The organism is Amycolatopsis sp. NBC_01286 (assembly GCF_035982555.1).
Taxonomy (GTDB): domain Bacteria; phylum Actinomycetota; class Actinomycetes; order Mycobacteriales; family Pseudonocardiaceae; genus Amycolatopsis.
Genome location: NZ_CP108428.1, coordinates 2,192,151 through 2,205,014 on the forward strand (window position 1 = coordinate 2,192,151; position 12,864 = coordinate 2,205,014).

Annotated in this window: 14 protein-coding genes; 4 read left to right on the forward strand and 10 right to left on the reverse strand. The window is 71.5% G+C overall.

Annotation, left to right across the window (positions count from 1 at the left end):
* The first annotated feature begins 32 nt into the window (after positions 1 to 32).
* On the forward strand, positions 33 to 1,463 hold the full coding sequence (locus OG570_RS10665) for an MFS transporter (RefSeq protein WP_326956397.1): 1,431 nt from the start codon (positions 33 to 35) through the stop codon (positions 1,461 to 1,463).
* Here the strand turns inward: OG570_RS10665 and OG570_RS10670 are convergent, their stop codons facing one another.
* The 5 genes from OG570_RS10670 to OG570_RS10690 form a co-directional block, all read right to left on the reverse strand.
* The gene (locus OG570_RS10670; protein WP_326945515.1) at positions 1,464 to 2,354 is read right to left on the reverse strand and encodes a VOC family protein; all 891 of its coding nucleotides are present in this window, start codon (positions 2,352 to 2,354) and stop codon (positions 1,464 to 1,466) included. It lies immediately after the preceding gene.
* Positions 2,347 to 2,868 carry an RNA polymerase sigma factor gene (locus OG570_RS10675; protein ID WP_326956398.1) on the reverse strand — a complete coding sequence of 174 codons (522 nt, stop codon included), beginning with the start codon at positions 2,866 to 2,868 and terminating at the stop codon, positions 2,347 to 2,349. Before OG570_RS10675 ends, OG570_RS10670 begins: the two co-directional genes overlap by 8 nt.
* A gap of 64 nt (positions 2,869 to 2,932) precedes the next feature.
* Positions 2,933 to 4,699, reverse strand: coding sequence for a gamma-glutamyltransferase family protein (locus OG570_RS10680; RefSeq protein ID WP_326956399.1), 1,767 nt, complete (start codon positions 4,697 to 4,699; stop codon positions 2,933 to 2,935).
* A gap of 63 nt (positions 4,700 to 4,762) precedes the next feature.
* Positions 4,763 to 5,146 carry a VOC family protein gene (locus OG570_RS10685; protein ID WP_326956400.1) on the reverse strand — a complete coding sequence of 128 codons (384 nt, stop codon included), beginning with the start codon at positions 5,144 to 5,146 and terminating at the stop codon, positions 4,763 to 4,765.
* 133 nt (positions 5,147 to 5,279) lie between these two features.
* Positions 5,280 to 6,584 (reverse strand): UDP-glucose dehydrogenase family protein, encoded by a 1,305-nt coding sequence (locus tag OG570_RS10690; protein ID WP_326956401.1) that lies wholly within the window; start codon positions 6,582 to 6,584, stop codon positions 5,280 to 5,282.
* Between the two features lie 149 nt (positions 6,585 to 6,733).
* On the opposite strand from OG570_RS10690, the gene OG570_RS10695 reads away from it, so the two are divergent.
* Positions 6,734 to 7,492: an SDR family NAD(P)-dependent oxidoreductase gene (locus OG570_RS10695; protein WP_326945510.1), complete on the forward strand. Its 759-nt coding sequence runs from the start codon at positions 6,734 to 6,736 to the stop codon at positions 7,490 to 7,492.
* A 73-nt stretch (positions 7,493 to 7,565) separates the two neighbouring features.
* Here OG570_RS10695 and OG570_RS10700 read toward each other — a convergent pair whose 3' ends face one another.
* From OG570_RS10700 to OG570_RS10710, 3 genes are all read right to left on the reverse strand, one after another.
* A complete protein-coding gene (locus OG570_RS10700; protein WP_326956402.1) occupies positions 7,566 to 8,225 on the reverse strand; it encodes a class I SAM-dependent methyltransferase in 660 nt (219 codons plus the stop codon).
* A gap of 133 nt (positions 8,226 to 8,358) precedes the next feature.
* Positions 8,359 to 8,994, reverse strand: a complete 636-nt coding sequence (locus OG570_RS10705) for a PadR family transcriptional regulator (protein ID WP_326956403.1) — start codon at positions 8,992 to 8,994, stop codon at positions 8,359 to 8,361.
* Positions 8,995 to 9,076: 82 nt separating this feature from the next.
* On the reverse strand, positions 9,077 to 10,723 hold the full coding sequence (locus tag OG570_RS10710) for a TM0106 family RecB-like putative nuclease (protein WP_326956404.1): 1,647 nt from the start codon (positions 10,721 to 10,723) through the stop codon (positions 9,077 to 9,079).
* An 89-nt stretch (positions 10,724 to 10,812) separates the two neighbouring features.
* Between OG570_RS10710 and OG570_RS10715 the strand changes: the two genes are divergently transcribed.
* Positions 10,813 to 11,274 carry a DUF6474 family protein gene (locus OG570_RS10715; RefSeq protein ID WP_326956405.1) on the forward strand — a complete coding sequence of 154 codons (462 nt, stop codon included), beginning with the start codon at positions 10,813 to 10,815 and terminating at the stop codon, positions 11,272 to 11,274.
* A gap of 2 nt (positions 11,275 to 11,276) precedes the next feature.
* Here OG570_RS10715 and OG570_RS10720 read toward each other — a convergent pair whose 3' ends face one another.
* Together OG570_RS10720 and OG570_RS10725 are read right to left on the reverse strand one after the other, a co-directional pair.
* Positions 11,277 to 11,660: a PPOX class F420-dependent oxidoreductase gene (locus OG570_RS10720; RefSeq protein ID WP_326956406.1), complete on the reverse strand. Its 384-nt coding sequence runs from the start codon at positions 11,658 to 11,660 to the stop codon at positions 11,277 to 11,279.
* Positions 11,661 to 11,674: 14 nt separating this feature from the next.
* A complete protein-coding gene (locus tag OG570_RS10725) occupies positions 11,675 to 12,268 on the reverse strand; it encodes a dihydrofolate reductase family protein (RefSeq protein ID WP_326956407.1) in 594 nt (197 codons plus the stop codon).
* A gap of 89 nt (positions 12,269 to 12,357) precedes the next feature.
* Between OG570_RS10725 and OG570_RS10730 the strand changes: the two genes are divergently transcribed.
* The gene (locus OG570_RS10730) at positions 12,358 to 12,810 is read left to right on the forward strand and encodes a winged helix-turn-helix transcriptional regulator (RefSeq protein ID WP_326956408.1); all 453 of its coding nucleotides are present in this window, start codon (positions 12,358 to 12,360) and stop codon (positions 12,808 to 12,810) included.
* Positions 12,811 to 12,864 lie beyond the last annotated feature (54 nt).

Consider the following 12,864-nt stretch of genomic DNA (forward strand, 5'->3'; position numbering starts at 1 on the left):
ACCAGGTTAGCTAGAGGTCGATCGTAGTACTCATGACCACGACTGAACTCGCGCCGAGCACCCCCGGCGCCCCGGCCAGGCCGGGACTGACCCCCGCCGGCCTGGTCACCGTGCTGCTGGGGGCGGCACTCCCGATCATCGACTTCTTCATTGTCAACGTCGCTCTGCCCACGATCGACGCCGACCTCCACGCGTCCACGGCCACGCTGGAGCTGGTGGTCGCCGCCTACGGCATCGCGTACGCGGTGCTGCTGGTGGTCGGCGGCCGCCTCGGCGACTCGTTCGGCCGCCGTCGGCTGTTCTTCGCCGGCCTCTGGCTGTTCACACTGACGTCCCTGGCCTGCGGAATCGCTCCGACGGCGACCACGCTGGTGATCGCCCGCGCCGCGCAGGGGGCGGCGTCGGCGTTGCTGCTGCCGCAGGTGCTCTCGATCATCCAGGCGACGACGTCCGGCGAAGAGCGGTCCCGCGCCCTCGGGCTGTTCGGGGCGACGGGCGGCCTCTCGACGGTCGTCGGCCAGCTCGCCGGCGGCGCCCTGGTGGCGGCGAACCTGTTCGGCACCGGCTGGCGCCCGATCTTCCTGGTGAACGTCCCGATCGGGCTGGTCGTGCTGCTGCTGGCGCGCCGCCTGCCGGAAAGCCGCGCGCACAACCCGCTGGGCGTCGACCGGCTCGGGACGACGTTGCTGGCCGTGACGCTCCTGTCGTTCCTGGTCCCGCTGATGGAAGGCCGCGCGCTGGGCTGGCCGGTGTGGACGATCGCGCTACTGGCGCTGTCCCCGTTCGCCGCGGCCGCGTTCGTGCACGTCGAGCGACGTCTCGAGCGGCTCGGCGGGACGCCGTTGCTGCCGCCGTCGGTGATGCGGCTGCCGAGCGTGCGCCGCGGGCTGCTGGTGGGGGTCCCGTTCTTCTGCGCGTTCGGCTCGTTCATGTTCGTCTACGCGATGACGCTGCAGGAGGGCCTGCACTTCGGGCCGCTGGGCGCGGGCGCGGCGCTGACGCCGATGGCCGTCGCGTACTTCACGGTGTCGATGCTGAGCAGCCGCCTGGTGACGCGGTACGGCCAGAAGGTCGTCGCGGTCGGCGGCGCGATCAACGCGGTGGGCATGGTGGCGCTGCTCTGCACGTCGCTGGCGCAGTGGCCGAACCTGACGATCCTCGACCTGGCGCCGTCGATGGTGGCGATCGGCGTGGGCAACGCGCTCGCGATGACGACGTTGTTCCGGATCGTCCTGTCCCACGTCCCGACGGACCTGGCCGGCGTCGGCTCGGGCGTCATGACGACGACCCAGCAGACGTCGCTGGCGCTCGGCATCGCGACGCTCGGAAGCCTGTACGCGGCCCTGTCGGCGCCGGGCGTGCTGGGCGTCCGGGACGCGTTCGCGCTGGTCATCGGCTTGATCGCGGTGCTGGCGGTGGTCGTCGCCATCACCGCGAGGCGGCTGCCGGACCCGCGGACGTGATCAGCTGCCCGGCTGCTCCCAGAGCCAGAACTCGATGCCCTGGTTGTCGGTGCAGTCCGCCGTGAAGCCGTACGGGTGGTTCTCGACCTCGCCCGCCTGGCCGCCCTGGTCACGCACCCGGGTGAGCGCGGCTTCCAGGTTTTCCACCGCGAACATCAGCTTCCAGCCGACCTGGCGGCCGGGCCCGCCCCACAGGCCGCCCGGGCGGCCGTGGCCCTCGATGTTCCAGGCGCCTTCGACCGAGCCGGGCGCGAACTGCCAGCCGAGCACCGCGCCGTAGAACGTCTTCGCGGGTTCGGCGTCCGGGACCTGGAAGGTGAAGTACATCGACTCGCCCGGCTTGGGCTGCGGCTCGGGCTTCGGCGTGCTCTGGGGGGCGGCCTGGGAGACCAGCCAGCGCTGGCCGAACGGGTCGCGGAACGAGCCGCCGCGGCCGTACGGCGAGTCGCTCACCGCGCGGATCAGCGTCGCGCCGAGTTCGAGGGCGCGGGTGACGCTGACGTCCGGGTCCGGCACCTCGACCCGCACCGACGCACCACCCTCGGCGGCGACGTGCCCGATCTCCGGGTACTCCTCGGCGAGCATCAGCACGGCGTCGCCGATGGCCAGCTCGGCGTGCCCGACGCGGCCGTCGTCCATCAGGATCGGCTCGCCGCGCCGGGTCGCGCCGAAGACGTCGACGTAGAAGTCGAGCGCCGCGCGGGCGTCGGACACGGCGAGGTAGGGCGTCAGCGACCGCAGCTCGGCGGTGGTGGCAGGGGCTTCCGTGGTGGTCATGTCGGCTCCGTTCAAGATCACGCGACGCAGGTTGTCGCGCAGTTCGGCGGCGAAGTCCGGGTCGGGGCCGACCCGGTCGGAGGGCCGGCGGAGCGCGTCGAACGGCTCAGGCATCGCGACCCCCCTTCTCGTAGGAACGCCGGAACGCGGCGCGGGCCCGCACGAGCAGCGCCTCGGTGGCGTGCACGCTGCGGCCCAGGTGGCCGGCGACCTCGGGGACGCCGAGGCCGTCGACGTAGCGCAGGGTCAGCGCCGCTTGGTGGTGCGGCCCGAGGGATGCGAGCACCTGTCTCGCGCGCAGGGCGTCGAGCTGCTCGTCCCACGGGTCCTCGACGCCGGGCGCGCTGTCGTGGACCAGCCGTAGACCGCGTTCCTCACGTTCTTTGCGCCGCCAGTGGTCGGCGAGCTTGTGCCGGGCGACGCCGATCAGCCACCCGGTGCTCACTGGAGGTGCGTACTCCCTGCGACAAGCGGCGACCGCCCCGAGGAACGTCTCGGAAGTGAGCTCCTCGGCGAGCGTCCGGTCACCGCACCGGGACAGCAGGTACCCGTAGACCTCCGGCAGCGCGGTCTCGTAGAGCCCGAGCAGCGCGAAGGCCGGGTCCGGTTGCACCCGAGGTTCCGTCACACCCTCATCGTCGCTCGGGGGCGAGGTTTTCCGACGGGTGAATCCCGGATTTCTTCGATCGGCGCTACCGGCCCGCCGCGTACCCCTGCATACCGCGGGCGTTGGCCCCCGCGCGGAGCACACCTTCGGAGCGGGAGACCGCCGCGAGGCGGCCCAGCGCCCAGTCGCCGGCGTCGATCAGCTCGTGGCCGCGGTTTCGCAGGCCGGCCAGGGTGGTCGCGCCCAGGCGCGACTCGACCACCAGCTCGCGCGGGTTCCACGAGCGCGGGTAGAACGAGCTGGGGAACGCCGTCGTGTGCCAGGCCGGCGCGTCGATCGCCTCCTGGAGGTTCAGGCCGCCGTAGACGTGGGCGAGCCAGAAGCACAGCTGCCACTGGTCCTGCTGGTCACCACCCGGGGTACCGAACGCCAGCGTCGGGACGCCGCCGCGCAGCGCCAGCGACGGCGACAGCGTGATGCGCGGGCGCTTGCCCGGGGCCAGTGAGTTCGGCAGGCCCTGCTCCAGCCAGAACATCTGGCCGCGCGAGTCGAGGCAGAAGCCCAGCTCGGGGATCGTCGGGCTGGACTGCAGCCAGCCGCCGGACGGCGTCAGCGACACCAGGTTGCCCGCCGCGTCGACGACGTCGAGGTGGACGGTGTCGCCGCGGGTCTGGCCTTGCGGGCCGACCGTCGGCTCGCCCGTCGCGCCGCCTTCCGCGCGCACGCCCTGCAGCGAGTCCAGGATCGCCGGGAGCCGGGCGGGCCCGCGGGCGTCGCCGGGCCGCAGGTCCGCGGACGCCGTGTCGGTGATCAACGCGCGCCGGGCGTCGGTGTACGACGCCGAGAGCAGCACGTCCAGCGGGACGTCGGTGTCGCCGTACCAGGCCTCGCGGTCCGCGAAGGCGAGCTTCGCCGCTTCGACCGACAGGTGCACCGTGCGCTCCGACGCCACTCCGTCCACAAAGGACAGTTCGTCGCGGAAACCGTGCATCAGCAACGCCTGCTGCAACAGCGCCGGCCCCTGCGTCCAGCCGCCCAGCTTGACCAGGCGCCAGTCGTCGACGTCCACCGAGACCGGGTCTTCGTAGCCCGCCGACCACGACGCGAGGTCGTCGCCGGTGAGCAGGCCCGCGTGGTCGCGGCCCGAGTCGTCGCGGAACGCCGTGCGGCTGAACGCGTCGATCGCTTCGGCGACAAAACCTTGCGACCAGGCACGACGGCCGGCGTCGATTTGCGCTTCGCGGCCGGAGACGGCTTCGGCCTCGCGCAGGAGACGCTCCCACGTGTCCGCCAGCGCGGGGTTCTTGTGCAGCCCGGCCGCGGGCTTGCCGTCCGGTAGCCAGAGCGCCGCCGACGTCGGCCAGTGCTCGACGAACAGCCCTTCGACGGCGCGGATCGTGTCGCCGACCCGCGAGACCAGCGGCGTGCCGTTGCGCGCGTAGCCGATCGCGTAGCGCAGCACCTCGCGAAGGGACTTCGTGCCGTAGTCGCGAAGCAGGAGGAGCCAGCCGTCCCACGCGCCCGGGACGGTCGCCGGGAGCAGGCCGCTGCCCGGGATCAGGTCGAGGCCCAGGTCGGCGAAGTGCTCGGGCGTCGCGGCCGCGGGCGACGGGCCCTGGCTCGCGAGCGCGCGGGGTGTCGGGTCGCCCGCCGTCACGAAGATGCCGGGGACCTGGCCCGCCGGCCCGCACAGGTGCGGCTCGGCGACCTGCAGGACGAACCCGGCGGCGACCGCCGCGTCGAACGCGTTGCCGCCGTCCTCCAGCACCGCCATCCCGGTGGCCGAAGCCAGCCAGTGCGTCGACGCGACCATCCCGAAGGTGCCGGCCAGCTCGGGCCTCGTCGTGAACATGCCCCGATAGTACGCATTGCTAAGGACCCCGCGCGCCCCTTGGGACGCACGGGGTCCGATCAGCTACCAGGTAGCCGGGCGACGCCGCTCCGGCTCGTACGGCTGCGTGATGATTTCCATCCCGTTCCCACCGGGATCGAGGAAATAAACGCCACGGCCGCCGTGGTTGTGGTTGATTTCGCCGACCTGCTTGCCCATCGGATCGGCGTGGTAGGTCACGCCGGTTTCGACGAGCCGCGCGAAGACGGCGTCGAAGTCGTCCTCCGGGATCAGGAAACAGTAGTGCTGCAGGCGAAGGTCCTGCTCGGGGACGGTCGCGAAGTCCAGGCGGACGCCGTTGCGGACCTCGACCGGGATGAACGGGCCCCATTCCTCCCCGACTTCGAGGCCGAGCAGGTGCGCCAGGAATTCGGCGGATTCCCGGTTGTTCCGGGACGGGACGATCAAGTGGTTCAATTCAACGGAAACTGATGCTGACACGGGTGAAATGCCTCCGGGGCACTCCCGCCACCTCCATGCCTCACCCAGCCGGTGACCGACACGCGATGCCGTGCCGACGATCTTAGCCAGCCGGGCGCCGTCAGGAAACCTTGATTCGCGCCGCCGCCCGCGGCCGGCCGACACCCTGCCAGGACAGCCCCGCGTCGACGATCACCCGCGGGTCCAGCAGGTTGCGCGTGTCGACGACGTCGACGCCGTCCATCAGCTCGGCCATCGCGGCCCAGTCGAGGCGCTTGAACTCGGCCCACTCGGTCAGCACGACGACGACGTCCGCGTCCTTCGCGACCTGGTAGGCGTCGTCGACGACGGTCATCCCGGGCAGCTCGCTGTCGACGGCCGGGTCGTAGGCGATCAGCTCGGCGCCGAGCGCGCCCAGCACCGAGCACACGGCGAGCGCGGGCGAGTCGCGCAGATCGTTCGTGCCCGCCTTGAAGGCCAGGCCCAGCACGCCGATCCGGGCGCCGGCCAGCGTGCCGCCGACCGCGCCGGCGATCTTCGCGACGATCCGGTCGCGCTGGGCGATGTTCTCGTCGATGGCCGAGGTGAGCATCTTGAAGTCGTAGTTCACCGACTCGGCCACCTTGACCAGCGCGCTGGTGTCCTTCGGCAGGCACGAGCCGCCCCAGCCCGGGCCGGGCTTGAGGAACGTCCGCCCGATCCGCCGGTCGTGGCCCATGCCCTCGGTGACGAGGTCGATGTCCGCGCCGAGGCGCTCGCACAGCTCGGCGATCGAGTTCACGTAGGACAGCTTGAGCGCGAGGTAGCAGTTCGCGGCGTACTTCACCAGCTCCGCGCTCGCCGCGTCGGAGACGACGACCGGCGCCGCGAGGTCGGCGTACAGCTCGCCGACCCAGCGCGCGGCGGCGAGGTCGTCCGAGCCGACGACGATCCGGTCCGGGCCCAGGAAGTCCGCGACCGCGGTGCCCTCGCGCAGGAACTCGGGGTTCGACACCACCGGGACGTCGGTGCGGCCCAGCATCGCCTCGATCCGCTGCGCCGTGCCGACCGGCACGGTCGACTTGGTGACCAGCGCGCACCCGCCGGGCAGGACGTCGCCGATCTCGGCGACCACCGCCTCCACCGCGCGCAGGTCCGCGGAACCGCCGGCACCCATCGGCGTCGGGACGCAGAGGAACACGGCTTCGGCGTCGCGGACGGCGTCCCGCGCGCCGACGACGAACTGGAGGCGCCCGGCCGCGACACCGCGGCCGACCAGCTCGGCCAGACCCGGTTCGAGGATGTCCACGCGCCCCGCGCGCAGTCTCGACACCTTCGCGCGGTCGACGTCCACGCACGTGACGTAATGCCCGAGACTGGCCAGGCAAGCGCCCGTGGTCAGTCCGACGTAACCCGTTCCCACCACCACGATCCGAGCAGGCGTCATGGTGCTGAAGGTGACAGCCGGACGTGACCACCGCGCTAACGGAACCGGTCGCCTCCGGGAGCGGTGAGCGAAGACACGAGTCGCGACGATGCGAACGAGCGTTAACCTGGGGCCGGATCCAACGCAGCAGTTCGAAGGGAACGGCACAGATGCAGATCACCGACACCGCGGCGCTCGTCACCGGGGGTGCGTCCGGCCTCGGCGGGGCGACGGCGAAGGCCCTCGCGGCCAAGGGCGCGCGGGTGTTCGCGCTCGACCTCGCGTCCTCGATCGAGAAGGCCGAGCAGGTCGACGGCATCACCTACGTCGAGGCCGACGTCACCGACGTCGACCAGGTCGAGGCCGCCGTCGCGACCGCGTCCGGCTCGGGGGTGCCGCTGCGGACCGTCGTGAACTGCGCCGGCATCGGGCCGTCCGCGCGGATCCTGTCCAAGAAGGGCCGCCACGACCTCGCGCTGTACGCGAAGGTCGTCCAGATCAACCTGATCGGCTCGTTCAACGTGCTGACCATCGCGGCCGAGGCGATCGCGAAGACCGAGCCCCTCGAAGACGACGCCCGCGGCGTCATCATCAACACCGCGTCCATCGCCGCCTTCGACGGCCAGATCGGGCAGGTCGCCTACGCGTCGTCCAAGGGCGGCATCGTCGGCATGACCCTGCCCGCGGCCCGCGACCTGGCCTCGCAGGGCATCCGCGTGCTGACCATCGCGCCCGGCATCGTCGACACCCCGATGCTCGCCACCGTCAGCGACGACTTCCGCGCGTCGCTCGCCGCCGGCGTCCCGTTCCCGAAGCGCCTCGCACGCCCGGACGAGTACGCGCAGCTCGCGCTGTCCCTGATCGACCACGACTACCTCAACGGCGAAGTCGTCCGCATGGACGGCTCGCTGCGCATGGCCCCGCGCTGACCCCAAGGGCGGCACTTTCACGTGAAAGTGCCGCCCCCAGGTGGTCACTTTCACGTGAAAGTGCCGCCCTTTCTCAGCGGGTGAGACGAACCTCCAGGCCGATGCCGGCCTGGGTGACTGAGCAGCCGCCGAACTCGCTTTCGGCGGCCAGCTCCTCGAACTGCGCCGGGGTGAACGCGCGGCGCCGCAGCCAGCCGAGCGTCTGCCGCACGGTGAAGCCGCTGAGCACGCCCACGTCCATCGAGTCGACCTCACGCTGGATGTCCGCGCCGGTGGCCTGGTGGTTGAGGTCGTGGATCACCGCGAACCCGCCCGGCCGCAGCACCCGGTGCATCTCGTTCAACGCCGTCACCGGCTGCCGGAAGTTCTTGAACGCGGCCTGGCAGACCAGCAGGTCGAACGACTCGTCGGCGAACGGCGCCGTCGTGACGTCGCCCTGCCGGAAGTCGACGGCCATCCCGGCACGCGCGGCCTCTTCGAGCGCGATCTCGACCATCGTGTGGCTGATGTCGAGCCCGGTGACGCGGAAGCCGAGCTTCGCCAGTTCGATGGCGAAGAACCCGGGACCGGGCGCCACCTCCAGGATCTCGGCGCCGGCCGCCAGCCCGGCTACGACTTCCGCCGCCTGCCGCCGGTACTGCTTCAGCTGCGCCTCGGTCCCCCGGTTCTTGGCGTACCAGCGAGCCTGGCGGCCCTCCATCTCGGGCACTTTGTGCTTGCGGGTCGTTTCCATGGATCTCTCCTCTTCGGGTGAGCCGAACCGAAGAGCCGCCCGGTTATCCTTACCGGTGCCACCTCGTGACCGGGCGTGCTCGGTTCGGGGTCGAGGACCCCGGGCGGTGTGCCAGCACTGCCCGGGGTCCGTGCTACTTCTCTTTTTCCACGAGCTCCCCCAGGTCAGCAGGGAGTTCGCCGGTCTCGTAGTAACGCCGCCAGGCCTCGATGCCGGGCACGGCGCCACTGGTCAGCTCGCCCAGGAAGGCCCGGGTCCACTCCACTTCGGCGAGCGTCATCGCCAGGTCGTACTCGACCTCCACCAGGAACAGCCGCGGCATCATCGGACGCAGCTGCTCGAGCGACGCCCGTTGCGCCTCGACGTGGTCTTCGAGCTGCTCGATGCGCTGCCGCAGCAGGCTGATCGTCTGGTCCGGGCCGAGAACGCCCATCATCGACAGCCCGGACTGGAACCGCGGCGGCTCCCGTTCGACCGTGCCGACGAGCTCGCGGACCCAGTCCTCGAACTCCTCGTGCCCGGCCTTCGTGATCCGGTAGACGGTCCGCTCGGGCCGGCCGCCGTCCTTGACGCTGCCGACGGCCTCGAGGAAGCCGTGCTTCTGAAGATTCGCGACGACTGTGTAGAGCGAGCCCCACTTGATCGGCAGGTCGGCTTCCTTGCCGCGGTACTTGAGCACGGCCGCCATCTCGTAGGGGTGCATCGGGCGTTCCAGCACGACGGACAGCACGGCCAGCCCGAGCAGGTTGCCGACCTTCCGCCGCTTCATCCCGCGCTCCTCGTAGCCGAATACTCGTGGACGAGTATACGCAAGACACGTCAGCAGGCAAGTGTCTTAGCCGGCGAAACAATCAGAGGTCGAACATGTACGGGACCTCGACCTGGGCCCGCTCGCTGATCCAGCCACGCAGGGCGTGCGTCGCGAGGACGTCGTCCTCGTTGTAGCGCAGCAGCCGCTCGCGCTGGGTGTCGTCCGGCGTCTCGCCGTCCATCCCGACGGCGTCGCGGTACCAGCGCATCGACGCCTCGCCTCCCGCCTCCGGGTCGCGCCAGGAGAAGCCGGCGGCCGGGGCGATCACCTTCAGGCCCTTGCCCTGGGAGCAGAGGAACTGGTCGGTGACGCTGCGGAAGAGGTCGACCCACTCCTCGGAGTCCACAAAGGACTGGACGTCCTTCTTCGTGGGGATGCCCGGGTGGTCGCCGAAGCGCTCGACCGAGCCGAAGAGCCAGCGGTTCTCGGCGAGCGCGTTGTAGCAGTAGGCGCGGAAGGTCAGCCCCGCCGCTTCGGTGCGCTCGCGGACGTCGGTCAGCCAGGCCCAGAACTCGGCGAACGAGCGGGCTTCGTCGCCGGTCGGCAGCGGGTCCCACGTCGCGAACGCGCGGTAGCCCGGCTCGAGGCCGATGTCGGCGCCGCTGAGCAGGCAGCCCCAGAGGTACGCGCCGGCGTCGCCGAAGCTCTCCATGTCGACGTCGACCTCGACGTCGCCGCGCGGCACGTCGACCCGGTCGACGCGGCGGACGAGCGTGAGGCCGGCCAGCCAGGCGCGGGCGAGCACGACGGCGTCCGGGAACGTCACGCCGGTCCAGTTGATCACCGGCGCCTCGCCCGCCGGGTCGAGCGCGGCCAGGTTGTCCACAGTGGACACGCCGGCGCGGCGCAGCTCCATCGCGTCCTCGCCGCGCACCACGAGGCTGACGTCCCGGGTCTCGGTGAGCAGCGCTTCGCACGTCGACCACCAGGGACAGCCGCGGCACTCCAGCACCCGCGACGGCTCGGCCAGCGGCTCCTCGCCGTTCGCGGCGGCGTTGGCGATGGCGAGCCGGTCGGCGAACCGGGCCTGGTACTCGGTGATCGCGCTGCGCCCGTTCGGCCAGGTGCCCGCGGTGAGGTCGTGCCAGACGACGACGTCGGCATCGAGACCGATCACGCCGCCGAGGACGAGACCTTCGTCGGCCTGCCCGAGCGTCTGCAGCATCCGGCGGATGTGCACCAGCCGGAGCTGGTCACGCGGCTGCGAACGGACCTTGCGGCCGCTGTCGGAGGCGCGGTTCGCCGGGTCGAGGTCGGTCATCTCGGTGACGATCGCGCCGGCGCCGCGGTCGGTGATGCGGTGGCGCACCACGAGCACCGGCACGTACCCGCGGCCGGTGCGGACGAGCAGGTCGATGCCGCCGCGCCGGTGCCCGGCCGGGTCGACCGGCAGCAACGCGCCCCAGATGTAGCGCGCTTCGGCGGCGAAAGCCTGCTCGGTGCGTTCGACGCGCTCGCCGGCCGGGAGGTCGCGGTCGATCTTCACCCACTGCTCCGGCCCGCCGGACGCGGCCATCAGCCGGGTGACGATGTCGTCCCGATGCGCTGCGGCGTCGGCGATCCGCTGCTGCGCCGTCGGATCCGGCGGCGACAGCGGGACCCCGCGCATCAGCGGATCGTGCTCGAGGTGCACCCGGCGGCGGCAGCGGCTGACCGCTCCCGCGTCGAGTACCACCTCGCCCTTCATGGAGATCACTCTAGAGGCCACCGCCGAGCCGCCATGCCCGCCACGGGCAAGACCAGTAAGTTCGACTTCGACACGTCGCAGGAGGTGCCATGGCGCGCAAGGCCAAGGTCGAGGGTGAAGGCCGATTCACCCCCAAGAAGGCGAAGAACGCGATCGCGGTGGCCAAGGTGCTCGGCCCCGTCGTGATTCCCGTGATCGCGCCGTACGCGGTGCGCGCGGCGGGCACCGCCCGGGAGGTGTACGACCGCTACCAGGCGCGGAAGCTCGGGGTCGAGGTCGACCAGCTCGGCAGCTACACCGGCCGCGGCGCGGCACTGCACGCCCGGATCGCGGGCATCGCCGAAGGTTGCCGGGACCTGCAGAAGTCCGAGAAGGCGACGCCCGCCGACGTCGAGTTCGTGAAGGACTCGCTCGGGACGCTGGAGCAGCTGTCGGCGACGGTCCGCGCCGCCGAGCGGATGCCGGCGGCGCGCCGGAAGTCGGCGCACCGCGCGGTCGCCGGCGAGCTGGAGCGGTTGGAGGGTCAGCTGCTGCACCGCCTGGGCATCTAGCCTCAGCGCATCCCCACCTGCTGGCTGGTGGGCTCGATGAGCACGGCGAAACGCTCCTGCTCACGCGGGTACGGGCCGCCGGTGTACTTCTTCGCGATGGCGTCGACGATGTCCCAGCCGGCGTCGCCGTCGACCCGTTCGACGACCGTGCCGCGGATGATCACCGGCTGGTACGGGTTGTCGGCCGGCGTCAGGGAGATCGCGACGCGGGGGTCGCGGTCCCAGTTGCGGGCCTTGCGCGAGCCCGGGCCGGTGAAGACGGCGATGTGGTCGCCGTGGGTGCCGATCCAGACCGGGACGGCGTGCGGGCCGCCGTCGGGCAGCACGGTGGCGATGTGGGCGATCGGGGTGCCGGCGAGGATCTCGCGCAGGTCGTCGTTGATCATGGTGAGCTGCTCCTTCAGTTTTCGACTGCGTATCGAAGATGGGTGACACCGGGCGCCGGGACAACTTCGAGAAGGCGGAGGCGCACGTGCGCGGGCAGCGCCTGGAAGAACGGACGCCCGCCGCCGAGCAGGACCGGCACCTGGTGCAGGACGACTTCGTCGACGAGCCCCGCCTTGAGCCCCTCGGTCAGCACACCGCCACCCATCAGGGTGACGTCCTTGTCGCCGGCGATCCCGCGCGCCGCCGCGACGGCGTCCTCGATCCCGGTGGTGACGAGCGTCTGCCGGTCGGTGATCCCGGGCGCCGGGCGGTGGCTGAGCAGGACGAGCGGCGCCGTCGGGTGCGGGCTGCCGCCGCCGAAGCGGTCGGAGTCCTCGTAGGTGTTGCGGCCCGCGACGACCGCGCCGACGCGGCCGGCGACGTCGTCGAAGACCCGTGCGCTCGGCTCGCTCAGCTTGAAGCCGTCGAACACCGCACTGGACGTGTCGCCGGCGAAGTACCAGTCGAAGAGCAAACCGCCGTCGCCGAGCCCGTGACCAGGGCCGGGTCCGGCGCCGGTGATGTACCCGTCGACCGACACCGCGTGTGCGCCGAAGACCTTGCCCATCCCGTCATCCTCCCAGAGTTCCTTCAAGAGACTCCAGAACCGTAGCAGTCAGAGTTCCCTGAGGGAACCCCGAGGCGTAGACTGGGTGCATGCAGCGGACGAACTTCGGCGAAATGGCGTGCTCGATCGCGCGCACTCTCGACGTCATCGGCGAGCCGTGGTCACCGCTGATCCTGCGGGACGTCTGGGTCGGCTTCACCCGGTTCGAGCAGCTCCAGGCCGACCTCGGCATCTCGCGCAAGGTCCTGACCGAGCGGCTGAACCACCTCGTCGAGCACGGCGTGCTCGACCGGCGGCCCTACGACCAGCGGCCGCGCTACGAGTACGTCCTGACGGAGAAGGGCATCGACCTCGTCGACCTGCTCATGGTGATGGCCGGCTGGGGTGACAAGTGGCTCGCCGGCGCGGCCGGGCCGCCGGTGCTCTACCGCCACCACGGGTGCGGCGAGATCAGCGCGGCCGGCGTGCGGTGCACCCACTGCGGCGAGCCGATGCACGCCCGCGACGTCGACCCGCTGCCCGGTCCCGGCGCGGCCGCCTGAGAAAGCGAAACGGCCGGGCAGCGTGTGCTGCCCGGCCGTTTCCCCGTCGTGGCG